Below are 26,798 nucleotides of genomic sequence, written 5' to 3' on the forward strand. Positions count from 1 at the left end.
ATTCGCAAGTCTCTCCGCCGGCCGCACCGCGATCCGGCGGTGCGAAATTCGGCTGCTGCGCCCGGCGAATCGCCGTTGATTCGCGTGCTGACGTTCACAGCATTTGGGATACTCCCCTACGTCCAATCAACCATTGTATCCCACAGCGAAATCACAGCCCCGGGTGGGGCGTCCTACGCCAAGTCAGACATCCGGGCGCGCGAAACCCCGTCCCGGCGGGGATTTTTGTCCGGACGGGGTTGACGTTTTGCCGAAGGCAGTGCCGCTCAGGCGTGGCCGGCGGCCTTCATCTGCCGCAGCTCCTTCTTCAGCTCCGCCACCTCGTCACGCAGCCGGGCCGCCAGCTCGAACTGCAGCTCGGCCGCCGCCGCGTGCATCTGTCCGGTCATCTCTTCGATCTGGCCCAGCAGGTCTTCGGCCGGCGCGGCGGCCAGGCCGTCCTTGCGCACTGTCGACGACGCCGAGGTGCGCTTGGCGCCCTTGGCCAACCGGTTGTTGTTCAGCAGCTCCTGGGTGTCGGCGTCCTCCCTGGCCAGCTGGTCGGTGATGTCCGCGATCTTCTTGCGCAGCGGCATCGGGTCGATGCCGTGCTTCTCGTTGTGCGCCCGCTGGATCTGCCGGCGGCGGTTGGTCTCCTCGATCGCCTGGCTCATGGCGTCGGTGATCTTGTCCGCGTACATGACCACCTGGCCGGACACGTTGCGGGCTGCGCGGCCGATGGTCTGGATCAGCGAAGTCGCCGAGCGCAGGAAGCCTTGCTTGTCGGCATCCAGGATCGCCACAAGCGACACCTCGGGCAGGTCAAGGCCCTCGCGCAGCAGGTTGATTCCCACCAGCACATCGAAGGAGCCCATGCGCAGTTCGCGCAGCAACTCCACGCGCCGGATCGTGTCCACGTCCGAGTGCAGGTACTGCACGCGCACCTGGTGCTCGGTCAGGTAGTCGGTCAGGTCTTCCGCCATGCGCTTGGTCAGGGTGGTGACCAGCACGCGTTCGTCGCGATCCACGCGGGTGCGGATCTCGTCCAGCAGGTCGTCGATCTGGCCCTTGGTCGGCTTGACGATGATTTCCGGGTCGATCAAGCCGGTAGGGCGGATGATCTGCTCCACGAAGCCGTCGGACTTGCCCAGCTCGTACTTTCCCGGGGTAGCCGACAGGTACACCGTCTGCCCGATGCGCTCCAGGAACTCATCCCATTTCAGCGGACGGTTGTCCATCGCGCTGGGCAGGCGGAACCCGTGCTCCACCAGCGTGCGCTTGCGCGACATGTCGCCCTCGTACATGGCTCCGATCTGCGGTACGGTCACGTGGGATTCGTCGATGACCAGCAGGAAGTCGTCTGGGAAGTAATCCAGCAGGCAGTGCGGGGCGGAACCCGGCGCACGACCGTCGATGTGCCGCGAATAGTTCTCGATGCCGTTGCAGAAGCCCATCTGCTCCATCATTTCCAGGTCGTAGGTGGTGCGCATGCGCAGCCGCTGGGCCTCGACGAGCTTGTTCTGCGACTCCAGTTCCTTCAGCCGCGTTGCCAGCTCGTCCTCGATGGACTTGATCGCCTTGTGCATGCGCTCGGCTCCCGCCACGTAATGGCTGGCCGGGAAGATGTACATCTCGGTTTCCTCGCGGATCACCTCGCCGGTGACCGGATGCAGCGTGTAGATCGCTTCCACCTCGTCGCCGAAGAACTCGATGCGCACCGCCTGCTCCTCGTACATCGGGATGATCTCCACGGTGTCCCCGCGCACCCGGAAGGTGCCGCGGTGGAAGTCCATGTCGTTGCGGGTGTACTGCATGGCCACGAACTGGCGCAGCATCGCGTCGCGGTTCAGCTCCTCGCCTTGGCGCACCGTCACCATCCCGGCGACATACTCCTCCGGGGTGCCCAGGCCGTAGATGCAGGAGACCGTAGCGACCACGATGGTGTCGCGGCGGGTCAGCAGCGAGTTGGTGGCCGAGTGGCGCAGCCTTTCGACCTCCTCGTTGATCGAGGAGTCCTTCTCAATGAAGGTATCGGTCTGCGGCACGTAGGCCTCGGGCTGGTAGTAGTCGTAGTAGGACACGAAGTACTCGACCGCGTTGTTCGGCATCAGCTCGCGGAACTCGTTGGCCAACTGGGCGGCCAGGGTCTTGTTCTGCACCAGTACCAGGGTGGGGCGCTGCACCTGCTCGACCAGCCAGGCGGTGGTCGCGGATTTGCCGGTACCGGTCGCGCCGAGCAGCACGATGTCCTTCTCACCGGCCTGGATCCGCTGCGTCAGCTCCGCGATGGCCTGCGGCTGGTCGCCGGCCGGCTCGTATTCGCTGATGACCTCGAAGGGGGCGACAACTCGTTTGATGGGCTGTGCAAGACTCATACATCTAGGCTACGCCCTGGGTCCCGACTCTTTGCGCGCTGCTGGCGATTGGCTGAAAGAATCCAGCAATCGGTTAATCGCCTCGATGCGCTCGGGGGTCTCGGGATGGGGTCGGCGCGCCATGGCATCGGCCCAGTCGAAGTAGCGCTTTGCCCCATCAAGCACGGCGGGGATGAGAACCGGCGGCCCGATGCGATCCGGTACCCCGCCCAGCGAAAACCCGCGGCGTGCAGGTTCCCCGCAAGAGAGATTTCCGCGCAGAATGAGCCGCGGCCGGTGCCCATCGACATGGATCCTTCCAGCGCTTCAAACAGCGCAGGCCAGGTCGCCCCCGTGTTGTTCCACAGTCCGGGTGGCATAAGTTGTCTGCCGAAATAGCGTTTCTGCACGATCCCGTCACCACCGTAGGGGTTTTTCGCCGCCCGCTTGAACCAGAGGTCCGCGGCCCAGCCAAGTTCTTCCTCGACCGATGCCAGGGACTGGCAGCGGAATGCGGCGAATACCGCGAGGTCGGTGATTTATGCAGTCCCAGCAGAAAGGACTCAGCTCAACACATGAATGCATGCTCAGCGTCACGCCCGTTCATGCCAGGTCACCGGCGCGGCGTGTGACAGCGCGCGCCACACCCGCCGGGTAGCCTGCGTTCACCAAGGCCACGAGCTCGGTGGTGCCACCGAGAATTCAGCCGATAGGTCCGTCGTTTTCAACGGCGCCGCGGACCGTGCTGACGGCGACGTCGGCCAATGCATTACTGCCGGTGATCGTCATGGTTACCTCGGCGGCCCGGGATGATTCGAGCACATGGTTCGAGGCCCGCCAGATCCCCGGCACATCGCCGATCACCTCAACGTGCGTCAGTCGCAGCAAGCGGTGGCGCAGCCGGAGGCATTCCAGTGTGCCCGGCTGCAACGCCGCGCGATTGCAGCCTCGTTGCTCACCTGCGCCGACCTTCGATATGTGGAAAATGTAGGCTCCGGCCGCCGGGGAGCTGTTCACCAACAACTTCAGTTTGCGGTGTTGCTTCGCATGGGCATCGCGTTCAGCTATGAAGCCCCGGGGGCTTCAATGCCCTAACTTTTTCTGCATCCACTATCTTTATCCTTCACACGGGTTGCCAATGTCTTCCCATCGGTTAAATAATCGAATCCGCAGATCCATTCAGCAAATACCCGCATTACCGAATCGTTATTCGGGACCAACATCGGAGGCCAAGGAAAATACCGGCGAATTACCGAAAAAGCCTTGGTGTCGGGGATCGGGTCGAGTTGTTTCGGGGCCTATGCACGTGCGCGCGGGGAAGCCGGGCGAGTGCAGATATTATCGCGTACGATGTCATGCGTTTTCAGCCGGAGCTTTTCAACGAGGGTACGCTCCCGCGTTTCCCAATGTTCCCGCGGGCAGCAGGTGACCCAGACGACGCCCTGGATATGGGGTGAATCATGGGCCATTGTTGAGGTGGCGAAGTGTCGGAGTACTCACCTATGATCAAGCTATGCACAGGAAAATCCCAGCTTTCGCAACTATCATTACCGGCTTGTGGCTGGCCGGATGCAGCGCCCCAGGCGCGGAGGTGATCTCCCCCGAAGCCACTGAATCCAGCGTCTACGAACCACTCACTGTGGAATCTGCAACGCCAGCGCCCATGCCAACGCCATCACCCACCGAGACCCGAAGCGATCGGGGGAATCTCGTGTTCCGAGTCGGGGACGACGTGAGCCTGAGCGACTACAGCGGGGCCGACTGGGCAACCCTGCGCCTTGAGAAGGTCTCCGCCAAGGTTAAGTGCACCGAGCCGTACCAAGAGCCGGTCGCCAAGGGAAACAAGCTCGTTGCTATGACTTTCTCGGCCAAGACGGAGGCGAGCCCTTCGGGTGACGCCGACTCGCTGTGGATGGGCGCGTTTGCCTGGAAGTTCTACGACGACAATGGCGTTACCTACAACGGCGAACTGTCGAGCGACGCCACCTACTACTGCCTCCCAGAGAAGAAGATGCTGCCGAGCGAGATGGGTCCGGGCGAGAAGGCCACTGGTGTTGTGCTGGTTGAGGTGCCGGACTTGAAAGGCACCGTGGCCCACGAAGATTTCGGTATCGAGTTCGACCTAGCAACCGCCCTCAAGGAGAGTGACTGAGCCCATAGGGTGAATGTTTCCGAATCCTCGCAAGAGGACAGTCTTTATCTATGGAGGAGATACAGGAGGTGGCTACTAGTTACCGTTTGATTTTTAGCTCACTGTTGAACTATCCCCCGCCAATAACCACGACGAGACGTTGGAAGCACCGGCAATACTTATTGCTGGTGCCCTCGTTGTTTAAGGGATGCCGGGCGGGAGCCAGGCATCCCAAGCAAAGACCCGGTATCTAATTCAGGCAACGGCCAATGTCTTATGTGTGTAGGCAATTGCATGCACTAATTGAGCTGGCCCTTCTCGCTGCCTTCGCCTTCCGGAACAGGCAACGTGCTTTCAGTGCCAGCTGCGCGCGGAGCTCATTGGCAGAACTCCGGTTTCCGAAGCCAAAGGCAATGGTTGTATGCCTCTCTCGCGCGCAATCGTTCAGCTCCGGTCCGTCAGGCCCCAGGGCTGGATTTCTTTTCCCTTCGGGTCGGACGCAAGCGCCGGCGGGCTCGTTTTATGAAGGAGCAACAATTTCAGTCATTCTCTACTCAGAGCCGGCTGCCAGCCTTGCAGCGTGATCCGCAACAAGTTCCGTTCGCGGAGGGTTCCTCTTGAAGTCATTGACATCTCCATGCAGGAGACCGAGGTGCTTCTGAATAACTACCGAGGGCAACAGTATTGAGTTCGCCGGCTTCCACCTGACAAGGTGAATTCCGTCACCGAGAAGTACCAAGTAATGGCTTGGGTGGTGTCCACCGGATTGACCGGCGAGAGACGCTCCCCCAGACTGGCCTTCACAGTGGGCCTCCCCATTCGTACGCAATGCCTTTCAGTGCGTTCATGTCAGCGAGGAAAACGAGCAGCGATGCACCGAAAGCATCAAACTAGAATACGATCACATCGGAGATCGCGGCGACTACTGACTGGACAGCCTGCGCACCTTGTGCCGCTATGACCACGCAAAGCGTTCTGGCGGGCAGAGAGGCACCCCATGTATTTTATCAATCAACCTCTGTCAGGAGCATCGTCAAACGACCCGTCCCAGATCATCGCGAACAATACCGTCAGCCATCAGTGGAACAATGCGATGAGCGCTTGGTTGCGGCGTTTCCCTGGGCTCGTTTCCCGTTGTAACAGTCTCTGCTGGCTGGGTCGAAACAGGTAGACGCGAACGCCGAAAGGAACAACGCCCGTTTCAGGCGTTTGTTGCCTGAATGGTTGCCGCATTCGGACTTTGCCGATGGTGCCCGACTGCCGGATGACTGGAGCCAAGCCAGCATAGGCTGCGAACACGGCAGGACAGTCGAAGTTCTTGCCGGCGGGCTGAAGCTATGAAGATCGCGGTAATCCTGACCGCTGCCCCGTCATGAAGGTCAGAATCAGGTGAAGAGGGTATGCCTGACCTATGACTTCCACTGGGTTACCAGCACAGTAATGCCGGGGTAACACCGCAGTAATTTCGCCGCGCGATAGTAGGGGCAGCACGTTCGCCGCCGGATCATCCGGGGACGGGCGAGTCCTGGGGCGAACCGGTGCATGTATTGCCGCCCGGTCCCCTTGGCCGTTGACACGCACACCCGGGGGCCGGCTTTCTCGAACCTCCCCTCGCTGTGCCCTTGCGGGTCCCGTCTGCCGCCGCTTCGCCGCGGCCGGCGCGGGATCCATTCCAATCCACGCCACCCAAGGGAGGAAGGCACCCGAATGCCAGTCCCATTCCAAGGCGAATTATTCACCTTTCAGAACCCCGACGGATCCGAGTTGACGCTCAAGGGCTGGGGCAACCAGTTCCACGCGGTCTTCGAAACCCTGGACGGCTACACCGTCGTCAAGGGCGAGGACGGCTTCTACCAGTACGCGGCGCTCGCCGAGAACGGCGAATCGCTGCAGCCCACCGGCGAGCGCGTAGACACCGCCGATCCGCAAACACTTAACCTGCCGCAGCATCTGCGCATCACCCGCGAATCCAGCGCCATGCAGGCCCGCGAGACGCGCGAATCCCTGGGGCCGGTGCCGCGCTGGATGCAGCGCCGCACCGGAGCCCAGGCGCAGCTGAAGGCGCAGTCGGCCTCCCCTGATGCGGCGCCGCCGGCGAACCCGACCACCGGAAATTTCCGGGGGCTGGTGCTGCTCATTGATTTCAGCGACTTCCCGGCCACGATCAGCCGGCAGGAGGTCGACGACTTCTGCAACTTGGCGGGCTACACCGGCTTCGGCAACAACGGATCGGCGTTCGACTACTTCCGCGACGTCTCGGACGGCAAGCTGTCCTACAAGAACCTCGTGGCCGCCTACTACCGGGCGGCGCATCCGCGCACCTATTACACGGACCCCGCCATCAGCTACGGCACCCGGGCCCAGGAGCTGATCCGCGAGGCGCTGGACAGCCTGGTCGCGGCCGGTTTCGACTTCTCCTCGCTGACGGCCGACGCGGGCGGCTACATCAAGGCGCTGAGCGTCTTCTACGCCGGGGTGCGCTCGAACGCGTGGAGCGAAGGGTTGTGGCCGCACAGCTGGGCGCTGGCCTCGCCCTATGTGCTCAGCGCGACGCGCCGCTTCTCCGACTACCAGATCACGGATTTGGGCAACCAGCTCACGCTGCGCACGTTCTGCCACGAGAACGGGCACATGGTGTGCGACTTCCCGGACCTGTACGACTACGACAGCGTCGGGGTCGGCCTGGGCGTCGGGCACTATTCGCTGATGTGCTACGGCGGCAACGACAAGAACCCGACCCAGGTCGACGCCTACCTGAAGCATGCGGCGGGCTGGTCCTCGGCGGCCACCACCATGGCTTCCGGGCAGAGCTACACCATCGCGGCCGGGCGCAACGAGTTCCTGCTGCATCCGCGCAGCGCCACGGAGTACTTCATCGTGGAGAACCGCGAGCAGGCCGGCAGGGACGCCTCGCTGCCTGATTCGGGTGTGGCGATCTGGCATGTGGACACCACCGGCAACAACAGCAACCAGGAGATGACCCCGGCAAAGCACTACGAACTGTCATTGGAGCAGGCGGACAACCGCTTCGATCTGGAGCGGCGGGTGAACTACGGCGACGCCACCGACCTCTACGGAGGGTCGGGCTCCAGCTTCGGCCCTTCCTCGGCGCCGAACAGCAACTGGTGGGACGGCAGCGGCTCGGGACTGGACATCGAGTCCGTCTCCGCCGTCGCCCATTCGATGACGGTGGCCACCCGGAACACCGGTCCGGCCACCTACTACAACATCTCGGTCAACCAGGTCTTCGCAACCGTCAATGCGCAGAACGCATGGGCGCACGTGGGAACCCTGGGATGGCGCAAGATCACCACCGGCGCCCCGGACGGCATCACCAACATGCTGGCCATGCTCGCGCTGGCGCAGGCCAAGGGCCTGAAGGTCACCGTCGTCGCCGACGCGTCAAACATCTCGCAGTGCTACCTGTGAAACCGTGCACCAGCAACGTGAAAGAAGGATCAACCATGTGGACCACCATCAACCAGATCTTCACCTCGAACCATTCGCAGAACGCCTGGGCCCATCTGGCCTCGGACAACGCCTGGCACAAGGTGCTGACCGGAGCGACCGACGGGGTGACCAACGTCCACCTGGTGCTCTCGGTGGCCAAGGCCACCGGCAAGCAGGTGTACATCGTGCTGGATGCGGCGAAGAACATCACCCAGGTCTACCTCTAGCCCGACGGTCCAAGAAAGGGGTGCAAACGCACATGAGCAAGGACTACGAGATCAAGATCAGTGTTGCCGGCACCGGCGGGGACGGTTCCCGAGGCGGAGCGGATTCCTCGGCCCCGTCTCCGATGCCGCTGGAACAGCTGGCGGCTTCCGCAGCCGGACAGGACGCAACGGGGTCGGCGCCCACGCCGATGGCGCTGGGCCAGATGGCCGCCGGAGGGCCGGACGCTGCGCCAGAACCCATGGTGCTGGACCGACTGCCCGATCCGGGCGGTTCCTGATCCGGTGCCCGGTTCCGCACCGGGATAGTGCATGATGCGCGGCGGGCCACGTGGCCTGCCGCGCCTCGCTGCGTCTCAGGCTTCCTAGCGTCCACGCTTCATGCCGTAGCGGATGGAATTGCGCGCCACGGTGCGGCGGATGGCCCCTCCGAAAAACCCGACCGTCAGCCAGGTCGCGGCCACCAGCCCGAGAAGGGCCAGCCAGCCGCTGATATATACCACCGGCGAGTAGGGCCCGTCGGAGGCGACGAATTCGCTGCGCCCACCGAATCCCAGCCAGAGCACCAGCGCGGCGGCGAAGCTGGCGAGCATGATCCACTTGGCGGTTTTCAGCATCAGCGCACCAGCTCCTGCCGGTAGAGCTCCTCGACCCGGGCCAGCAGCTGTTCCCGGGTGCCGTCGTTGACCAGCAGGTAGTCGGCGATCTCGGCGCGCTGCTCGTCGGTGGCCTGCGCGGCCATGCGCGCCTCGGCGTCCTGCCGGGTCCAGCCGCGGTCCTCGACCATGCGGCGGATGCGCTCCTCGCGCGGGGCCTGCACGACGATGACCACGTCGTAGGCTCCGGCCTGCCCGGATTCGGCCAGCAGCGGCACGTCCTCGACCACCAGCGCCCCGGGGGCCGCGGCCTGGCGCAGGCGGGCGGCTTCCTCGCGGATCAGCGGGTGCACGATCGCGTTGAGTTTTTCGCGGGCGCCGTCGTCGGAGAACACCAGAGCGCCCAGCGCCGCGCGGTCCAGCGTCCCGTCGGCCTGCAGCATGTGCTCGCCGAAGGTTTCGCGGATCGCCGCCAGCCCGGGGGTGCCCGGCTCGACGACCACCCGCGCGAGCGCGTCGGCGTCGATCACCACCGCCCCGAGCTGTGCCAATTTCGCCGCCACTACTGATTTACCGGATGCCACCCCACCGGTCAGGCCCACATGCATCATGGGTTCCAGCCTAGTACGGGGCCGGCCTGCACCGGGTTTACGGCGCACCGCGGCCTGGCGCACCGTCCGTGCCGCGGCGGCCGGGCGGCTAGGCGGCTACGCGCCGCGCAGCTGGGTGAGTGTGTGCAGCAGCTCGGGACCCGGTTCCACCCCGAGTTCGGTCTTCAGCCGCCCGATGAATTGCAGCAGCCCCGCGGTGGCCGAGGCGTTGTTGCCCTGCCCGGATTCCGCGCGGGCGCATAGGGTCGCAGCCGATTCGCGCATCGGATCCAGCCGCAGCGCGCTCTGCGCCAGCTGCCAGGCCCGATCCTGCAGCCCCAGGTTCAGCAGCTGCGCCGACGCGGTCTCCAGCGCGCGCAGCTGCAGCTGGCGCAGCGCCTCCTGCTCCTCGAACAGCCACGGCTCGTCCCAGTCGGGCAGCAGCGCGCGGGTGTTCAGGAAAATGTCCTCCTGCAGGCTGTCGGCGTCCGGGGCCAGCAACAAGTGCTGCAGCCGGTGGCGTAGGGTGTGCAGGTCTACGGATACCGCAGGGTCGATTTCCACCCACCCGTCGTCGCAGCGGATCGCCCCGGGGCACTGCTGGTGGATGTGGCACAGGCTTACGCGCAGGCTGTCGGCCGCGCGCATTTCGGTGGTTTCAGGCCAGAGCATTCCGGCCATCCGGCGCCGCGAGACCGGTCCATGGACCGCCAGCAGGGTCAGCACCCGCTGTTCACGCAAACGCAGTTTAACCGGCTGGCAGTCAGCAATCAGACGCCATCGGTCAAGCAGCTCAATTTCATACGATGCAGCCATTGGCAACTCCCCCAGCAATGCAAAACCAGCCCCAGTAGATGCCCCATGTGGAGAATATTTTCCCACCCCCAAGGCCTAGCGTCAATGCTGAAACCACGTATAAATCAACCTGAAAAACCGTTGCGAGGTGCACACATCGTGTTAAATCGTGCAGCGCGGACTATTGCCGCGGCCCGGCTTCCGGACCGGCTTCCGGACCGCTTGGCGCGCCGCGCGATAAACTGGTGATAATGAACTCCACCGATTCTCGCGCGTCGGCCTACACCACCCTGAGCCGCGACAGCGTCCACGAGGTCGAGATCAAGCGCTCCCGCTTCATCACCTACCTCTTCCGGGTCGAATCCGAGGCGCAGGCCCGCGAGCACATCGCCGCGCTGCGCAAAACGCACTTCGACGCCCGCCACCACTGCAGCGCCTTCATCCTAGGCCCGGACCGGATGATCCAGCGCTCAAACGACGACGGCGAGCCCTCGGGCACCGCCGGCATCCCGATGCTCGAAGCCCTCGCCAAGCGCGACACCGGGCACGGCACCGACCTGTCCGACGTGCTGGCAGTGTGCGTGCGCTACTTCGGCGGCATCAAGCTCGGCGCCGGCGGCCTGGTCCGCGCCTACTCCGATTCGGTCTCACAGGCCCTGGAGCATTCGACCCTGCATGTGCGCCAGCGCCTGCGCATCTTCACGCTGCCCGCCCCGCACGCGCTGGCCGCGCGCTGGGAGAACGAGCTGCGTGCCGCCGGCTACCAGCTCGAACCCAGCGTCTGGGAAGCGGCGCACGCCGTGCTGCACATCGGGATCGACGACACCGAGCACGACGCCGGCCAACTGGCAGCCTTCACCGCCGCGCTGACTTCCGGCGCGGGCCGGCTGCAGCCATTCGACACCAAATGGGTGGACCTTCCATGAGCACCGAGCATGACCCGGCCGGCATCCCGGCCCCCGCGCAGACCCCCGCCGACCCTGCCCAGGCCCTGCTCGCGCAGCTGAGCCGCTGGCCCGACGTGCAGGCGGAAAACCTGTTCGCGGTCGACGCCGCCGACCGGCTGGTGCTTGACACCTGCGCCGCAGCGCTGGCGCAGCTCGGCGCCCCCTGGCCCGGCACGCTCGCCGTGATCGGCGACCACTACGGGGCGCTCACCCTCGGGGCGCTGGCCCGCGGGGCCGGAACGGTGCGTGTATTCACCGACGCGCTGACCTCCCGCCGCGCCATCGAGAACAACCTCGAATCCCTGACCCCGCTGTGGGCCGAGCGGGTCGCGTTCACCTCGCTGGACGAGGCGGCCCGCGGCGCGCACCTCGTGCTGATGAACCTGCCGCGCGGGCTGGACGTGCTGGCCGAGCAGGCCGACGCCATCGCCGCAACGGCGGACCCGGCGGTGCAGGTGTTCGCCGGCGGGCGCATCAAGCACATGAACCGCTCGATGAACCAGGTGCTCGACGAGCGCTTCTCGCGCGTCGACGTCTCGCTGGCCAGGCAGAAGTCCCGGGTGCTCACCGCCTGCGGGGTGCGCGAAACCCGCCCCGCCAGCCGTTTCCCGCAGCTTGCCGAGCACCAGGTCAACGGCACCGCCTTCACGCTGGCCGCGGGCGCCGCGACCTTCGGGGCAGCCCGGCTGGACCCGGGCACCCGGCTGCTGCTGGAGCACCTGCCCGACCTCTCCGCGCACCGGACGCTGGTGGACCTGGCCTGCGGCAACGGTTCCATCGGCATCTATGCGGCGCTCACCCACCCGCAGCTGCGCATCGCCGCCTGTGACCACTCGGCCTCCGCCGTCGCCTCCACGCTGGCCGCCGCTCGCGCCAACCAGCTGGCGGAGCGGATCGACGCGGTGCAGGACGACGCCCTGTCCCGGCTGCCGGAGGCCAGCGCCACGCTGATCACGCTGAACCCGCCGTTCCACATCGGCAATGCGGTCACCGCGGACATCGCCTTCAAGCTGATCGACGACGCCGCCCGCGTGCTGGCCGACGGCGGCGAGCTGCTCTGCGTGTTCAATTCGCACCTGCGCTACCGCGGCGAGCTGGCCCGGCGCATCGGCCCCACCCGCCAGCTCGCGCGCGACAAGACCTTCACCGTCACCGCCTCCACCCGCCGCCGGGGCTGACCCCGCAGGGCATCCCTCAAAAATAGTTATCCACATTTTCGCCGGCCCCTCACCGAGGCCGGCGGCGCGGGGGCATGCTGGGTCCATGAGCACACCACTGACGCAGGTCCTCGAGGACCTGTCCCGCAGGCTGGAGCAGCCGGATCTGGGCGCCGGAGACGCGTTGGCCCTCGCCGTGCTCATCCCCGCGCTCCTGCGCCGAGTGCGCTCCGCCGGCGGCCCGTCGTCGTCCGCCGATCCGCGTTTCGCGCTGGCCCTGGCCGCCGCGGCGGAGGAAACCGCCGACGAATCCGTGCGCGTCCAGATCCACGCCGCGCACCTGATCGAGGCAAGCGCCGCCCATAGCCTGTCGGTGCTTGAGCTCGACGCGCTGCGCGAGACCGAACCCGACCTGGCGCTGCCGCCGCAGCTGTGCGAGGGCCGCCCCAGCTTCACCTCCCCCGAGGAACTGGCCGCCGCCTGGCTGGATGTGGACTTCTTCGAGGCGCGGCGCCGGATGGCCGACGCCCACCACGTCATCGCCCAGTTCGACTACCAGCACCAGCAGCACCCGCCGCAGTTCACCCGGCTGGCCGCCAGGTTCGCGGATCCCGGCCAGCACCCGCGCGAAATCCTCTCCGCCGCCCGACGGCTGGAGAAGTTTGAGGAACCTGCCGCCGAATTCGCGGCCCCCCGCACCGCTTCCGCGCAGGATGCCTCCGGCGCGCTGCTGGAGCAGCTTATCGACGACGCCCTGGACGAACCGCAGTCGACCTCGCGGCAGCGGCGGGTGAACAAGATCTTCAAGCAGGCCCGCACCCAGGCCGAAGAGGAGGATCCCGCCGCGTTGGCGGGCCTGTTCCGTCGCGGCACCCGCCACGGGTTGACCTGCATCGAGCTGCTGCTGGACCCGCTGGGCGCGGAGCTGTTCGACTCCATTGTCGCGCAGGCGGACAATCCGCGCACCCAAGCCGGCCAGCAGGCGCGCGAAGGTCAGTCAAACGTCGTTTTCGGCGCGTTCGGGCGTCAGGAATCCGCCGCCCCCATCCCCGAACACCCTGATTTCGTGACCGACGAGGAAGCCGCCGCCCACACCGAGCCCGATCCTGCCCCGGAGCCCTCCGTGGCGCTGCGCCGGCTGAACGCCCTGCTCGGCTTCCTGCGCATCAATTCGCAGCGGCTGCGCAAGCTGGTGGAACCCGGCGGGCAGGACCCGCTGCCCGGGACCGGGGATACCGACGGGGCGCAGGGCGTGGCCACGGTGGCGCCGCAGGTCGTCGTCACCCTCACGCTGGCCGAGCTTGAGGAGCGTGCCGCCACCCACGGCATCACCCTGCACGGGCATCAGCTGTCCGCCGCGCAGCTGCGCCGCACACTGGCCGAGGCGAAAATCATCCCGCTGGTGCTCGGCGGCAAGAGCCAGGTCCTGGACATGGGCCGGGCCGCGCGGTACCACACCGAGCCGATGCGCCTGGCGATCACGGTGCGCGACGGAGGCTGCATCGTGCCCGGGTGCACCCGCGATCCGGAGTCCTGCAACATCCACCACATCTGGCTTTGGTCCGAAGGTGGCGTGACCTCCGTATACTGGGGCGCAATGCTGTGCGAGAAGCACCACCACGATGTGCACGCGGGGTTGATCAAGGTCATTGCGAACGGCGGGGTGCCACAGGTGATCATGCCCCGCTTCATGGACCCGGACCAGCGTCCGGTGCGCAACACCGTCAACCAGCACCGCGCCGCCTAGCCTCGGCCCCGGTGCCGGAGTCGGTGCCGGGCTTACAGCCCTTCGAACAGGTCGGTCAACAACGGTGCGCCGGGTGGGCGCGGCGGCCAGGCGAGCACCGCTGGTTCCCGCCCCACGATGCGCTCCCACCCGGCTTCGGCGCCCGGGTAGGTCAGCACCGGGCGCTGGCTGCGGTGTTCATGCAGCCCGGCGAGGATCCGTCCGGCGACTTGCGTGGTGTCCACCTCAATGTCGATCAGGCTGTCTGGCACCGGCCGCAGCTGGTATTCGACCGCCGGGTCGAAGGGCGGCAGCCCGCGACGTTCGCGCGAGGCGTTCCAGCGCTGGAAGGTCGATTCCCGCACCGCCCCGTGGACCAGCCGGCGCAGCCCCGGCCCGGGGACCTCCCTGGCCTGGTGGAAGGCGGCGTCGGCAGCCCGCCCGATGGCGATGTGGTCCCGGTGCCCGGTGATCCCGTCGGGGCCGAAGGTCGCCACGACCTGCGGCCGTTCTTCCAGCAGGATCCGGCGCACCCGGTCCTCCAGCTCACCGGGTTCTACCAGGTGCAGCCCGCCATCGGCGTAGTCGAGCCACACATGGCGGTCGGGCACCCGCCCGTGGGCCTGCCAGGCGCGCACACTTTCGCCGCGCCGCCAGGCGCCCAAGGTTTCCGGGGTCGCCGGGATGCCGTCGGCGATCAGTCCCGCCCCGCCATCGGTCGCGATCACCAGGATGAACTTGAAGCCGGGGTCGGTTTCGTGCAGGGCGATCGATCCCGCACACCCATAGGCATCGTCGTCCGGGTGGGCGACGATCACGGCGATCGAATGCGGTTCGCTCATGCAAGCATGATAAATCCGCGCGGGATCACGATGCTAGGATCTCGCGGCGTCCCGTTCAGCCGGTATCCGCGCATCGGCCGCCTCGAAGCGGACCCGTTGGCCTGCTACGCGCACGGCATGCCCGCGCAGGCCCACCGGCGCCAGATTGATCCGGTCGATGACCTGTTCCGAAGCGGCATCGATCGCTTCCGGGGCCAGGGCGTTGCCCCTCGGATCCACCCACCTGATGCTGCGCGTGGCGCGGCGCAGCGGTTCGCGCGCCGTGCCGGGCAGCAGATGCGCCCCGGTCTGGAGGCCGCCGCTGAAGAAGCTGCGAACGCCCAGCCGGACCGGCTTCGAGCCCCAGCCGTACAACCCGGAGATGACCATACGCCCGGTGCCCGCGCACGGCAGTGCCTCCACATTCGCTCCGTACACCCACGGCTCCTGCGCGATCTCCAGGAATTGCCCTGCGGAAACCTCGTTGACGGCGCGGATGCCGTGGACCGCGCACTGGTCGGACACCAGAAACCAGCCGGGATGCTTGAAGTCCTCGGCCTTGTTGTTGGCCTCATCCTGGGCGCAGGTGCACTGCGCGGACTGTACCTGGGACGCCGGCAGCCCATTGCCCACGCCGATGAAACCCAGCGGCCCGGTTTCGGGTACCCCCGGGATCTCAAGCGCCATCAGCGGAACACTACGGGATTCGAACCACTTGAAGAGGCCGACCAACTGGACCAGGGCCATCACCCCGAGCCCCACACCTAGTTCGTAGTACAGCTCAGCGTCAACCGCGGCGAAGTCCATGTCGGCGACGGTGAAGAATTTCCAGCCTGCCTTGAGTAGCGGCCAAACTACGATGGCACTGGTCAGGCCCCACATCCAAGTGGGGATCAGCTGGCTGTAGCGCAGCGGCTTGAATGCGTTCGAGGGTACCTGCACGCTTCCCTGCGCTTGCCGGTGCCAGGTCGTCAGCAATGCCGCAAATCTCAGCTGGCCGATCAGTCCCGCGATCGCCAGCAGGCCGAAGTAGCCCATGGCGGCATACAGCACCTGCTGCTCGGTTCCTGTCGGATCCAGCAGCGCATCGAACCAGATGGCGGCCGCCAGCCCGATCCACGCCGCGTGCCGGCCGGCCCCGCCGAGCAGCACGATGACCCCGATGAAAAACGAGTAACTCAGCAGGATTGGCGCCCAGCTGCCCAAAACCAGGGGCTGCGGCGCGAAGCGGATGAGGTAGAGCAGCAGGGCCCCCAGCGGGACCCAGACGCCGACGCCCAGCCACAGGTCCGGGATGGTACGCGGTACCTGCGCCCACTCGTCCTCGCGCAGCGAACAGAACGGGATGTTCTTGTGCGACGTGGACCCGGACGCGGCCTGGTTCGCCATCTGCATTTTGCGCACTCCTTCGGACCGGCGATCCGGTCGTTGCCGGAGTCGGGAAACCGCTCTTGGGTTTAGACTACCGAACGGATCTATTATCGGGAGTCCACCGCGGGAGCGATCTGGAATTGCGCGGATCAGCACTAATGATGACGCGGTCTGGGCCGGCCGGGCGGAGCCGGCGGTTAAATGGGGCAAGGCCCAACCCGAAACGGGTTGGGCCTTGCACAGCAAACGCTTTCGTTCACCCCGCCGCAGCGGGAGAAGCGAAATTAGTTGCCGGTCAGCTTCTCGCGCAGAGCAGCCAGTGCTTCGTCGGAAGCCAGGGTGCCGGCGTCGGTGGCTGGAGCCTCCGACGAGTACGATGCTGGGGCAGCCTCGCCGGCAGCAGCAGGCTCTGCTTCTGCATCGGCGGTGATTGCGGCAGCAACCTGCTTCTTGTGGGCTTCCCAACGCTCCTGGGCAGCAGCGTACTGTGCTTCCCATGCAGCGCGCTGGGTCTCGAAGCCTTCAAGCCATTCGTTCGACTCTGGGTCGAAGCCCTCTGGGTACTTGTAGTTGCCGGCCTCGTCGTACTCTGCAGCCATGCCGTAGAGTGCTGGGTCGAACTCGGTGCCCTCTGGGTCCACGCCTTCATTGGCCTGCTTGAGCGACAGCGAGATGCGGCGGCGCTCCAGGTCGATGTCGATGACCTTGACGAACAGCTCGTCGCCCACGGAGACAACCTGCTCGGCCAGCTCAACGTGGCGAACTGCCAGCTCGGAGATGTGAACCAGGCCTTCGATGCCGTCTTCGACGCGAACGAACGCACCGAATGGAACCAGCTTGGTGACCTTGCCCGGTACAACCTGACCCAGTGCGTGGGTGCGGGCGAAGGTCTGCCATGGATCTTCCTGGGTAGCCTTCAGCGACAGGGAAACGCGCTCGCGGTCCAGATCGACTTCCAGAACCTCGACGGTGACTTCCTGGCCAACCTCGACAACCTCGGATGGGTGGTCGATGTGCTTCCAGGACAGCTCGGAAACGTGTACCAAGCCGTCTACGCCGCCCAGGTCCACGAATGCACCGAAGTTGACGATGGAGGAAACAACGCCCGGACGAACCTGGCCCTTTTCCAACTTGTTGAGGAAGGTCGAGCGGACCTCGGACTGGGTCTGCTCGAGCCATGCACGACGGGACAGCACAACGTTGTTGCGGTTCTTGTCCAGCTCGATGATCTTGGCTTCGATTTCCTGGCCGATGTATGGGGCCAGGTCGCGAACGCGACGCATCTCGACCAGCGACGCAGGCAGGAAGCCGCGCAGGCCGATGTCCAGGATGAGGCCACCCTTGACAACCTCGATGACGGTACCGGTAACGACGCCGTCCTCTTCCTTGATCTTTTCGATGTCGCCCCAAGCGCGCTCGTACTGTGCACGCTTCTTGGACAGGATCAGGCGGCCTTCCTTGTCTTCCTTGGTCAGGACCAAGGCCTCGACGTTGTCGCCAACGGTGACAACGTCACCCGGGTCAACGTCGTGCTTGATGGAAAGCTCGCGGGAAGGGATGACACCTTCGGTCTTGTAACCGATGTCGAGCAGAACTTCGTCGTGGTCAACCTTGACGACGGTGCCTTCGACGAGGTCACCATCGTTGAAGTACTTGATGGTGGCATCGACTGCGGCCAAGAAGTCCTCAGCGGATCCAATGTCGTTGATTGCGACAACTGGTGCGCTGTTGTTCTCGTTCGAGGTGATGGTCATGTAGTAGGGACTCCGATGTGGATAGATTTGATCAGTCGAAACCCCGGAAGTCCCGGAATTTCGAGCGGGTAAAACAATTTGCGGACATGGCATGGCCACGGCACGCTGTTCAAGTCTACGCGCTGGGCTTTGCCGAGGCAAAGCAGATCACCCCAACATCCGCAGCTCTGCTTTGTGAGGTTCGCTACATTTGGGTTCCTCGGGCGGGGCCCGGGCAGCCGTTCACCAGCCCTGGGAAAGCCGTACGAGCTCGACTCCGGCATCCTGCAAGGTTTTGAGCCCTTGGCGAACCCCAGCGGCCGTGCCGGAATCCGGGCGGTTGAAATGGCCGATCCCGACGTCGCCGGCGCGCAGGCCGCCGACCTGCGCCGCGACGGTGGAGGCCGGGAAGGTCGCCCCGGCATCCAGATTGACCGTGAAGTTCATCGGCACGAGCCCCAGGTCGCGGCACAGCGCGGCGCCGACCTGGTCCATGTGGGCGGTGCCGGATCGGAAGAACTTCGCGGTGAGGCCGAATTCCTCCTGCAGGTAGCGCTGGTTGCCCATGATCTCGTCGTAGGCCTGTCCCACCGACGCGGTGCCCGGGATGCCATAGGCCATTTGCCCGGCGGTGCCCAGCGGCGCATGGCTGGTTCCGTGATTGGCAATCTCGAACAAAGGATCGGCGGCAAGCTCCGCGGCCAGGGACCGGTTGGCCCGCGCCCAGCGCTGGTTGACGAACAGCGTGGCCGGCGCCTCGGCGTCGCGCAGCGCCGTGATCAGCGCCGGGTCGAATAACGCTCCGCCCGGTCCCCCGCAGGCATCGAAGGTCAGCGCCGCGGTTTTGTTCCCGCGGGGCAGCCCGAGCTGGATCCCCGGGACGTCCAGTCCGAACGTGCCGGGCTTCCGGCCGTGGTACTTCGCGACCGCCTCGGCGCGCGACATGACCGCCGCGGCTCTTGGCTGCGGCGTCGCGGATGGACCGGCGGAGGCGCTTCGCGAGGGTTCGGGCGCGGGTGGGGCGTCCGTCCCGCTGGGACCGCCGCGGGTCGGGGCCGGTGCTTCGGGGTTGGGTGCGCACCCGGTGAGTGCGGCGATTGACAGTGTTCCCAGACCCAGCGCACCGCGCAGGACCCCGCGCCGGGTGGGAGCGGGTGATCGTTCGAAGGTCGGCATCGGGTCTAGAAGTCCGCCTGGCAGTACGGGGTGCGCGGACAGGTGAACAGCGCATCCAGGTCATCGAGGGCGCCGGCCCGGTGCTCGGCGAGCAGCCCGGCGCCAGCCAGATGGGTGGCGCTGCGCGTGCCCAGGTAGAGCGTGGCCAGATCCCGGGCGTCCAGCCGGGCGTCGGCGGCGGCCTCGTCCGCGTGCTGCACCGACATCACTCCCGCGGTAGTTTCCAGCACCCAGGTGCCCGCGGCGTAGCCCAGATCGTCGTCGACCTGCAGGACCACGCGCGCATCACGCCGGTAGCTCCGCGCGCCCAGCGCTGCGGGCACGTCAAGGATGCGCACCCACAGGTGGTCCCCGCGCGCGGTGGTTTTGTAGTCGCGGGTATTGCGCAGCGCGGTGGGCAGCACGTCGTCCACCGGGCCGCGCCCGGTGACGCGTTCGATCAGGTCGTGGTCGCACAGGTAGGCGACAAGTTCGCAGCGCGCGGTCTCGTTCACCGTGCACAGGGTGCCGATGGACATCGCCGGCTCCTCTTGCTTCCACCCCTCGAAGGTGTAGGTGATGAACCCGTCCAGGGTGCCATTCGCGTCGTAGTGCAGGGCGCCGCGCAGTTTCGCGGCCGGCTTGAGGTTGTCGTAGCTTTCCCAACGGCCGGTGGCCCTGCCCAGGTCGAAGGAGTTGTTACTCACCGAGCCGAGCGTGGCCAGGTGGTGCTCGCGGTAGAGCTGCGCCACCTGCTCGGCCATCGCCGAGGGGGCCACGGCCTGCACGGTGCCGGAGGCCGGGGCGCGGAACTGCGCGCCCTGCCCGGACTTCAGCTCGAAGCGGCAGCGTTCGGCGGCCACCCCGAATCCGAAGCGGCCATAGATGGTGGCTTCCGAGGCGGTCAGCACCGCCACCGGGACGCCATCGGCCGCGGCGCGGTCCAGGTGGGTGGTGATCATCGAGCGCAGGATGCCGCGGCGGCGGTGGGTCGGGCTGACGGTGACCGAGGTGATCTCGTGCACCTCCAGCAGCTGCGGCCCGCCGACGTTCAGCGTGCCGGCAAAATACGAATAGGTGCCTACGGGATCGGCGGCATGCAGGCTGGGCGCGGCCGCCGTGCGGTCAAAGGCGAGGATGGACTGCACTTCGTCCTGCTCGTCAAGCTCCGCCAGGATCTTGCGGCCATCGGCGTCCGCGCTGGATTCATGGAAGCCGCGGGCGATGGCGCGTTCGAGCAGCAGCCAGGACGCGGAGGGCTGGCCGTCGACGAGGCCGGACCCGATGAATTCCAGTTCGATCCCTTCGGGGGTTGCAGGGTTCATGGTGTCGGGCCTTTCGCTGGTGGATGTTTTGTGGGCTGGTGCCGAAACCGCCGGGCCGCACCGGTGGAAGGAGCGGCCCGGCGGACCGGAATCGGGTGGCGGCCGGGGGCTAGTGCGCCGCCTCGTGCCAGGTGGCGCCGACGCCGGGCTGGACGTCCAGCGGGACCAGCAGGTCCGCGGCGCGGCCCATTTCCAGGGTCACCAATTCGCGTACCGCATCCAGCTCGCCCGGGGCGATTTCCAGCACGAGTTCATCGTGCACCTGCAGCAGCATGCGCGAGGCGTAGCCGCCGGAGGCCAGGCCGTCGGCGATCTTGAGCATCGCGACCTTCACCAGGTCGGCGGCCGAACCCTGGATCGGGGCGTTGAGCGCGGCGCGTTCGGCGATGTCGCGCAGGCGGCGGTCGGAGCTGTTCAGCTCAGGCAGGTAGCGGCGGCGCCCGAAGATGGTCTCGGTGTAGCCGTCCTTGCGCGCCTGCTCGACGACCGAACGCAGGTAGGTGCGCACGGCGCCGAAGCGGTCGAAGTAGTCCTTCATGAGCTTGCGGGCCTCGTCGACGCCGATCTTCAGCTGCTTGGACAGCCCGAAGCTGCTCAGCCCGTAGGCCAGGCCGTAGCTCATCGCCTTCACCTTGGAGCGCATCTCGGAAGTGACCTCGGCCGGTTCGACGTTGAACACGCGTGAGCCGACGTAGCGGTGCAGGTCCTCACCGTTGCGGTAGGCCTCGATCAGGCCCTCGTCCTCGGAGAGGTGCGCCATGATGCGCATTTCGATCTGCGAGTAGTCAACGGTCAGCAGGGTGTCGTAGCCCTCCCCGACGGTGAAAACGTCGCGGATGCGCCGCCCCTCCTCCGAACGCACCGGGATGTTCTGCAGGTTCGGGTTCAGGCTGGACAGGCGGCCGGTGGCGGCGACGGTCTGCGCGTAGGTGGTGTGGATGCGGCCGTCCGGCTGCACGGACTTCAGCAGCCCGTCCACGGTCTGGCGCAGCTTGATCGCGTCGCGGTAGGCCATCAGCGCGATGAGGAACGGGTGCCCGGTCTTGACCAGCAGGTCCTGCAGCGACTCGGCATCGGTGGTGTAGCCGGTCTTGATCTTCTTCGTCCGCGGAAGGTCCAGCTCCTCGAAGAGCACCACCTGCAGCTGCTTGGGGCTGGAGAGGTTGACCTCATGGCCGATCGCGGCGAACGCCTCATTGGTCGCCTGGTCCACCTGGGTGGTGAAGTGGGCGCGCAGCTCATCGAGGCGGGCGCGGTTCACCGCCACGCCGGCGCGCTCCATCGCGAAGAGCACCGGGATCAGCGGCAGCTCCATGTCGCGGGCGAGCTTGTCCGCATGCTTCTCCACCAGCTTGGTGTCCAGGTAGGCCGACAGGTCGAAGATCGCCTGCGCCTGGGCCAGGGTCGGTTCGGCCAGTTCTCCGGCCAGCCCCAGATCCAGTTCGCCCTTCTTCGCCTGGTACACCGGCACCTGGTACTTCATGTGGTACTGCACCAGGTCGACCAGTTCGTGGCTGCGCCGGTCCGGCTGGATCAGGTAGGCGCTGATCAGGGTGTCATCGGCGATCCCGTCCACGCCCAGCCCGCGCTCGGCCAGCAGGTGCATGGCGACCTTCGCGTCGTGGAAGATCTTCGGGGCGTCGGCATCCTTCAGGAAGTCCGCTAGCACGGTTTCGGTGGCCTCGTCCAGGGAGGAGAGCTCCACCCAGGCGGCTTCGTTGCCGCGGAACAGGCCCAGGCCCACGGCTTCGCCGTTGGCGACGCCGGGCTGCACTGCGACCGGCGCACCTTCTCCGGCGGCCAGGAATGCTGCCAGCGATTCGGCGTTGTCGGTGATCACGCGCGCGAACTCGGCGACCTCCGGAGCGGTGTCCTCCTCCTGCGCGGCGAACAGGTCGAACAGGCGCTTGCGCAGCGTGTTGAATTCCAGCGCGTCGAAGAGGTTCTCGATCTCCTCGCGGTTCGGAGCCACCAGCTCCATCTCGTCCAGGGTCACCGGCAGGTCCAGGTCGTGGCGCAGCTGGTTCAGGCGGCGGTTGCGGGTCACGTTGTCCACGTGGGCGCGCAGCGATTCGCCGACCTTGCCCTTGATCTCGTCGACGTGCTCCAGGATGCCGGCCAGGTCGCCGTACTGGTTGATCCATTTGGCCGCGGTCTTGGGGCCGACCCCGGGCACGCCGGGCAGGTTGTCGGCGGATTCGCCGACCAGTGCGGCCAAATCCGAGTAGCGCTCGGGGCGCACGAAGTACTTGGCTTCCACCGCGTCGGCGTCCATCGGCGGGATGTCACTGATGCCCTTTTTCGGGTACAAAACCAGGGTCTTGTCGGTGATCAGCTGGAAGGCGTCGCGGTCGCCGGAAACAACCAGGACCTTGAAGCCGGCTTCCTCGCCCCGCGTGGACAGGGTGGCCAGGACATCGTCGGCTTCGAACGGGTCGAGGCTCACCGTGGGGATGTTCATCCCGTGCATGACCTGCTGGATCAGCTCGATCTGCCCGTAGAACTCTTCGGGGGTCTTGTTGCGTCCGCCCTTGTATTCGCTGTATTCCTGCACGCGGAAGGTCGGGGTGTCCAAGTCGAAGGCCACCGCGACATGGGTGGGCTTCTGCTGGCGGATCATCGTCAGCAGCATCGAGACGAAGCCGTGCACGGCGTTGGTGTGCTGACCGGTGCTCGTGGCGAAGTTCTCCGCGGGCAGCGCGTAGAACGCGCGGAAGGCCATGGAGTGTCCGTCGATGATCAGCAGGGTCTTGTCCGACGTGGGCGTCGGTTTGGTAGTTTCGCTCACACCTGAAAGCCTAGTTGGCATGAGCGACAATTTCACTTCCAGAACCGCGCAATCTTCAGCACACCCGTTTGCCCAGCAGCTGGCCGCCCACGGGGTCCCCGAATCAATGTGGCCTTTCCTGTCCCGCCATGGGGTGGGCACCCTGGTGGAAAAGCTGGGCATCGTATTCACCGAGTTCTCGGTGGACCGGCTCTGCGCCACCATGCCGGTGGAGGGCAACACCCAGGTGATGGGTATCCTGCACGGCGGCGCGTCGGCGGCGCTGGCCGAAACCCTGGGTTCTTTCGCCGCGGCCCTGCACGGGGCAGGCAAGGCCAACCCGGTAGGTATGGACCTGAACATCACCCATCACCGCGCCGGGCGCGCCGGGCTGGTCAGCGCCGCCTGCACCCCGCTGCACTTGGGCCGGCGCAGCACCACGCATGAGATCGTGATCAGCGACGCGGACGGCAAACGGGTGGCCACCGCGCGCATCACCAACATGCTGCTGCCCATCGAGCCCTAAGTCACGTCCCGGTCAGAAAAAAGCGCCCGTCCCGGATGGACCCGGGGCGGGCGCTGTCATGCCGCAGGAAGTCAGCCTGCCGCGGGCGGATCAGGTGATGGCGTAGCGCGAGGCGAAGACGTTGCCGCCCAGGTCCTTGAGCTCCAGCCCGTCCAGCTCCATGTTCACGCCGCGGCCGAAGATGTTCGCCCCGCCGCCCAGCAGCACCGGCACGGTGATCAGCAGCAGCTCGTCAAGCATGCCCGCTTCGACGAAGCCGCCGGCCAGGTCGGCGCCGCCGACCACCCAGACGTCCCCCACCGAGGCGCTGCGTGCGATGTCGCGGCTCCAGAAGCCGATTTCTCCGCGGATGAAGGTCAGGTCCGCCCCCGGCACCGTCGGCAGCTCATGGTGCGTGAACACCCACACCGGCTTGTCGCCGTAGACCCATTCCAGCTTGCCCTCGGCCACATCGCGGGCGATGTTCTCATAGGTTTTGCCGCCGATCACGATGGCGCCGACGCCGGCGAAGAATTCGTCAAAATGCTCGCGGACTCCGGCCAGCTTGGAGAAGGGCTGGAGCCAAAGCGCATCCCCGGCGCGATCTGCGATGAAACCGTCGATGGAGGCACCCACGTAGTACTTGAAGCTTGTCATGGCTCTAGTCTATGGGTGCCTCCATCGAAGGCAATATTCAGTTGTCCGCCGGGCCCCGGCACGTCAGGCCGGTGGCCCTAGGAGATCCCCAGGATCGCCTCGCTCAGCTGCGGCACGATCAGGACCACGCCGAAGGCGACGATCAGCCCGCACAGCGTGAAGCAGGCGTAGGCGCCGGACTTGTTCAGTCCCACGTTGGCGCCCTTGTCCTTGGCCACGGCCAGCAATCGCACACCCATCGAGTATGCGGCCACGATCAGCAGGGCGGCGGCCCAGGTGACGACGGCAACGATCAGAAATGCTGTCCAGTCGATCATGCTTTGTCAACTTTCTCTTCTTCAGCTTCCTCGCGTTCGGCCTTGGCGCGCAAGGCAGCCTGCTTCGCCTTGGCTTCGGCCTTGGCCTTCGCGCGGCGTTCCTTCTTGCTCAGGATGTTCACTGCGGCGCCCGAGTTGTCGATGTCGGACATCGCCGTCTCGTGGGTGTGCGGATTCTTGCGCGACAGCACCCAGATGGCGAGCATCGAAACCAAACCGGCAACTGCGACGATGATGACTCCGACGGTGCCCGCGTGGGTGATCCACGCGGCCAAGCCGCCGACGATTGCCGCTGCCGGCAGGGTGAACAGCCAGCCCAGGGCGATACGCCCGGCGGTGCCCCAGCGGACCTCGGCGCCCTTGCGCCCGAGTCCCGAACCGATGACGGAGCCGGAAGCGACCTGGGTGGTCGACAGGGCGAAGCCCAGGTGCGAGGAGGTCAGGATGGCCGACGCGGTCGACATCTCGGCCGCGAAGCCCTGTGCGGGCTTGACGTCGGTCAGGCCCGAGCCCATGGTCTGGATAATGCGCCAGCCTCCGGTGTAGGTACCCAGCGCGATCGCGAACGCACAGGCCGCGACAACCCAGAAGTGCACCGGAGTGCCGGCGTCCTGCAGGCCGGAGGCCACCAGGGTCAGGGTGATGACGCCCATGGTCTTCTGCGCATCATTGGTACCGTGCGACAGCGCGACCAGCGAGGAGGAGAAGATCTGGCCGTAGCGGAAACCGCCGCGCTTGGGCGAGGTTCCCGACTGGCGCTTGGTGATCGCATAGGCCAGCTTGGTGCAAAGGTACGCGGAGATACCCGCGATCAACGGGGCCACGATGGCCGGCAGCAGCACCTTGGACAGCAATACGCCGTAGTTCACGGCGCCGAATCCGGCGCCGACGATTGCCGCGCCCACCAGGCCGCCGAACAACGCGTGGGAGGAGCTGGATGGCAGGCCGAGCAGCCAAGTCAGCAGGTTCCAGATCACCGCACCCATCAGACCAGCGAAAATCATGGCCGGGCCGATGGCGACCCCGGTCGTGGGGTCCTCGTTGATGATGCCTCCGGAGATCGTTTTGGCGACCTCGGTGGAAAGGAACGCGCCGACGAGGTTCAAAATTGCGGCGAGGGCTACTGCTTTTTTGGGCGAGATTGCCCCGGTTGCGATTGGGGTGGCCATCGCATTGGCCGTGTCATGGAAACCGTTGGTGAAGTCGAAAAACAACGCCAAGGCAATGACCAGGACGACGATAAGCGTCAAATCCATTGAATACCAGCCTGAGGGGTCGAACGGCAAGGAAAATTACGTGGACCGCGGACGATCCGTGTTGCAAGTTGGAGGGCGCGCCAAACCAAGGGTCTGCGCGTAATTTCAATCTTATGCCCATGTAATGGTTCGTCAACATGTCCACCATGGCAACGCAAGGTTAACGGAAGGTGAACAACCGGCAACTTCCTGCGCAAACACCGGAATCGAGAATTGCGCGCTTGACGCGGAAAATAAAAAATGTGCGTCAAACCACAGGTGGTCTGACACACATTTCGATGGTTTACGGGCTTGCCGCCGGTTACTTCACCTGATCGATGACGGTTTCGGCGACCTGACGCATGCTCAGGCGGCGGTCCATGGAGGTCTTCTGGATCCAGCGGAAGGCCTCGGGCTCGCTCAATCCCATCTTGGTGATCAGCAGGCTCTTGGCGCGGTCCACGAGCTTGCGGGTTTCGAACTGCTCGGCCAGGCTGGAAACTTCTTCCTCCAGCGCGCGCAGCTCGTCGTTGCGGGAGATGGCGATTTCGATCGCGGGGGTCAGATCGGCCGGGGTGAACGGCTTGACCACATAGGCCATAGCACCGGCCTCGCGGGCGCGCTCCACGAGCTCTTTCTGGCTGAACGCGGTCAGCAGTACCACCGGGGCGATACGCTCCTTCACGATGGCTTCGGCCGCGGTGATGCCATCCATGACCGGCATCTTGACATCCATCAGCACCAGATCAGGCTTCAGCTCGCGGGCTTTCTCCAACGCGCTCTGGCCGTTGTCCGCCTCGGCGACGACGTCGTAGCCTTCGGAACGCAGAATTTCGACGATGTCCAGGCGAATCAGGGTCTCGTCTTCGGCCACGATGACGCGGCGCGGCGCGCTGCTCGCCTCGGAGGGGATTCTGGTGATTTCTGGTAGCTCGCTCATTCGGCGCCGTCCTTCGTATTAAG

At 65.8% G+C, this 26,798-nt stretch carries 23 protein-coding genes and 1 pseudogene; 8 read left to right on the forward strand and 16 right to left on the reverse strand.

The features are described from left to right. Nucleotides 1-266 precede the first annotated feature (266 nt). Together uvrB and C1H84_RS01920 are read right to left on the reverse strand one after the other, a co-directional pair. Entirely contained in the window at nucleotides 267-2,354 is a 2,088-nt protein-coding gene (gene uvrB, locus C1H84_RS01915; protein WP_047119372.1) for an excinuclease ABC subunit UvrB, read from the reverse strand. A 681-nt stretch (nucleotides 2,355-3,035) separates the two neighbouring features. After that, the gene (locus C1H84_RS01920) at nucleotides 3,036-3,353 is read right to left on the reverse strand and encodes a hypothetical protein (RefSeq protein WP_113606400.1); all 318 of its coding nucleotides are present in this window, start codon (nucleotides 3,351-3,353) and stop codon (nucleotides 3,036-3,038) included. A gap of 493 nt (nucleotides 3,354-3,846) precedes the next feature. Between C1H84_RS01920 and C1H84_RS01925 the strand changes: the two genes are divergently transcribed. Further along, nucleotides 3,847-4,485: a hypothetical protein gene (locus C1H84_RS01925; protein WP_113606401.1), complete on the forward strand. Its 639-nt coding sequence runs from the start codon at nucleotides 3,847-3,849 to the stop codon at nucleotides 4,483-4,485. 1,056 nt (nucleotides 4,486-5,541) lie between these two features. On the opposite strand, the pseudogene C1H84_RS01930 reads toward C1H84_RS01925, so the two are convergent. After that, a pseudogene (locus C1H84_RS01930) lies at nucleotides 5,542-5,772 on the reverse strand (IS110 family transposase); the annotation flags it as partial. 399 nt (nucleotides 5,773-6,171) lie between these two features. Here C1H84_RS01930 and C1H84_RS01935 point away from each other — a divergent pair. Genes C1H84_RS01935 through C1H84_RS01945 form a run of 3 tightly spaced genes read left to right on the forward strand, consistent with a single transcriptional unit; the run spans nucleotide 6,172 to nucleotide 8,419 of the window. Continuing rightward, a complete protein-coding gene (locus tag C1H84_RS01935) occupies nucleotides 6,172-7,893 on the forward strand; it encodes a M6 family metalloprotease domain-containing protein (protein WP_047119373.1) in 1,722 nt (573 codons plus the stop codon). A 35-nt stretch (nucleotides 7,894-7,928) separates the two neighbouring features. Beyond that, nucleotides 7,929-8,141 carry a hypothetical protein gene (locus C1H84_RS01940; protein ID WP_047119374.1) on the forward strand — a complete coding sequence of 71 codons (213 nt, stop codon included), beginning with the start codon at nucleotides 7,929-7,931 and terminating at the stop codon, nucleotides 8,139-8,141. A gap of 32 nt (nucleotides 8,142-8,173) precedes the next feature. Further along, complete coding sequence (locus C1H84_RS01945) at nucleotides 8,174-8,419, forward strand: hypothetical protein (protein WP_113606402.1); 246 nt, start codon at nucleotides 8,174-8,176, stop codon at nucleotides 8,417-8,419. 84 nt (nucleotides 8,420-8,503) lie between these two features. Here the strand turns inward: C1H84_RS01945 and C1H84_RS01950 are convergent, their stop codons facing one another. From C1H84_RS01950 to C1H84_RS01960, 3 genes are all read right to left on the reverse strand, one after another. After that, complete coding sequence (locus C1H84_RS01950) at nucleotides 8,504-8,755, reverse strand: hypothetical protein (protein WP_113606403.1); 252 nt, start codon at nucleotides 8,753-8,755, stop codon at nucleotides 8,504-8,506. Next, nucleotides 8,755-9,345, reverse strand: a complete 591-nt coding sequence (gene coaE / locus C1H84_RS01955) for a dephospho-CoA kinase (RefSeq protein ID WP_047119377.1) — start codon at nucleotides 9,343-9,345, stop codon at nucleotides 8,755-8,757. Before coaE ends, C1H84_RS01950 begins: the two co-directional genes overlap by 1 nt. A 96-nt stretch (nucleotides 9,346-9,441) precedes the next feature. Beyond that, nucleotides 9,442-10,140: an AfsR/SARP family transcriptional regulator gene (locus C1H84_RS01960; protein WP_113606404.1), complete on the reverse strand. Its 699-nt coding sequence runs from the start codon at nucleotides 10,138-10,140 to the stop codon at nucleotides 9,442-9,444. 230 nt (nucleotides 10,141-10,370) lie between these two features. Here C1H84_RS01960 and C1H84_RS01965 point away from each other — a divergent pair, with 230 nt between their 5' ends. The 3 genes from C1H84_RS01965 to C1H84_RS01975 all read left to right on the forward strand — a co-directional run bounded on the left by C1H84_RS01965 (nucleotide 10,371) and on the right by C1H84_RS01975 (nucleotide 13,970). Further along, on the forward strand, nucleotides 10,371-11,045 hold the full coding sequence (locus C1H84_RS01965) for an IMPACT family protein (protein ID WP_047119379.1): 675 nt from the start codon (nucleotides 10,371-10,373) through the stop codon (nucleotides 11,043-11,045). Next, nucleotides 11,042-12,244 carry a class I SAM-dependent methyltransferase gene (locus tag C1H84_RS01970; RefSeq protein WP_113606405.1) on the forward strand — a complete coding sequence of 401 codons (1,203 nt, stop codon included), beginning with the start codon at nucleotides 11,042-11,044 and terminating at the stop codon, nucleotides 12,242-12,244. The genes C1H84_RS01965 and C1H84_RS01970 overlap by 4 nt, the downstream gene beginning before the upstream one ends. Nucleotides 12,245-12,329: 85 nt before the next feature. Next, the gene (locus tag C1H84_RS01975; RefSeq protein ID WP_113606406.1) at nucleotides 12,330-13,970 is read left to right on the forward strand and encodes an HNH endonuclease signature motif containing protein; all 1,641 of its coding nucleotides are present in this window, start codon (nucleotides 12,330-12,332) and stop codon (nucleotides 13,968-13,970) included. A 32-nt stretch (nucleotides 13,971-14,002) separates the two neighbouring features. Here the strand turns inward: C1H84_RS01975 and C1H84_RS01980 are convergent, their stop codons facing one another. From C1H84_RS01980 to polA, 6 genes are all read right to left on the reverse strand, one after another. Then, a complete protein-coding gene (locus C1H84_RS01980) occupies nucleotides 14,003-14,791 on the reverse strand; it encodes a PIG-L deacetylase family protein (protein WP_113606407.1) in 789 nt (262 codons plus the stop codon). A 33-nt stretch (nucleotides 14,792-14,824) separates the two neighbouring features. Next, complete coding sequence (locus C1H84_RS01985; RefSeq protein WP_113606408.1) at nucleotides 14,825-16,165, reverse strand: hypothetical protein; 1,341 nt, start codon at nucleotides 16,163-16,165, stop codon at nucleotides 14,825-14,827. Nucleotides 16,166-16,425: 260 nt separating this feature from the next. Continuing rightward, nucleotides 16,426-17,895: a 30S ribosomal protein S1 gene (rpsA, locus tag C1H84_RS01990; RefSeq protein WP_047119382.1), complete on the reverse strand. Its 1,470-nt coding sequence runs from the start codon at nucleotides 17,893-17,895 to the stop codon at nucleotides 16,426-16,428. Between the two features lie 222 nt (nucleotides 17,896-18,117). After that, nucleotides 18,118-18,819, reverse strand: coding sequence for a polysaccharide deacetylase family protein (locus C1H84_RS01995; RefSeq protein ID WP_235359922.1), 702 nt, complete (start codon nucleotides 18,817-18,819; stop codon nucleotides 18,118-18,120). 236 nt (nucleotides 18,820-19,055) lie between these two features. Then, entirely contained in the window at nucleotides 19,056-20,354 is a 1,299-nt protein-coding gene (locus C1H84_RS02000; RefSeq protein ID WP_113606410.1) for a GNAT family N-acetyltransferase, read from the reverse strand. A 109-nt stretch (nucleotides 20,355-20,463) separates the two neighbouring features. Beyond that, nucleotides 20,464-23,076 (reverse strand): DNA polymerase I, encoded by a 2,613-nt coding sequence (gene polA, locus C1H84_RS02005; protein ID WP_244910799.1) that lies wholly within the window; start codon nucleotides 23,074-23,076, stop codon nucleotides 20,464-20,466. Between the two features lie 85 nt (nucleotides 23,077-23,161). Between polA and C1H84_RS02010 the strand changes: the two genes are divergently transcribed. After that, complete coding sequence (locus C1H84_RS02010) at nucleotides 23,162-23,647, forward strand: hotdog fold thioesterase (protein WP_113606412.1); 486 nt, start codon at nucleotides 23,162-23,164, stop codon at nucleotides 23,645-23,647. 90 nt (nucleotides 23,648-23,737) lie between these two features. Here C1H84_RS02010 and C1H84_RS02015 read toward each other — a convergent pair whose 3' ends face one another. From C1H84_RS02015 to C1H84_RS02030, 4 genes are all read right to left on the reverse strand, one after another. Further along, entirely contained in the window at nucleotides 23,738-24,283 is a 546-nt protein-coding gene (locus C1H84_RS02015; RefSeq protein WP_113606413.1) for a dihydrofolate reductase family protein, read from the reverse strand. Nucleotides 24,284-24,360: 77 nt separating this feature from the next. Next, the gene (locus C1H84_RS02020) at nucleotides 24,361-24,600 is read right to left on the reverse strand and encodes a hypothetical protein (RefSeq protein WP_047119386.1); all 240 of its coding nucleotides are present in this window, start codon (nucleotides 24,598-24,600) and stop codon (nucleotides 24,361-24,363) included. After that, complete coding sequence (locus C1H84_RS02025) at nucleotides 24,597-25,856, reverse strand: inorganic phosphate transporter (protein WP_113606414.1); 1,260 nt, start codon at nucleotides 25,854-25,856, stop codon at nucleotides 24,597-24,599. Before C1H84_RS02025 ends, C1H84_RS02020 begins: the two co-directional genes overlap by 4 nt. Nucleotides 25,857-26,157: 301 nt before the next feature. Next, nucleotides 26,158-26,775, reverse strand: a complete 618-nt coding sequence (locus C1H84_RS02030; protein WP_047119388.1) for an ANTAR domain-containing response regulator — start codon at nucleotides 26,773-26,775, stop codon at nucleotides 26,158-26,160. Between the last annotated feature and the right edge of the window lie 23 nt (nucleotides 26,776-26,798).

It is taken from the genome of Glutamicibacter soli (genome assembly GCF_003309065.1).
GTDB lineage: Bacteria > Actinomycetota > Actinomycetes > Actinomycetales > Micrococcaceae > Glutamicibacter > Glutamicibacter soli.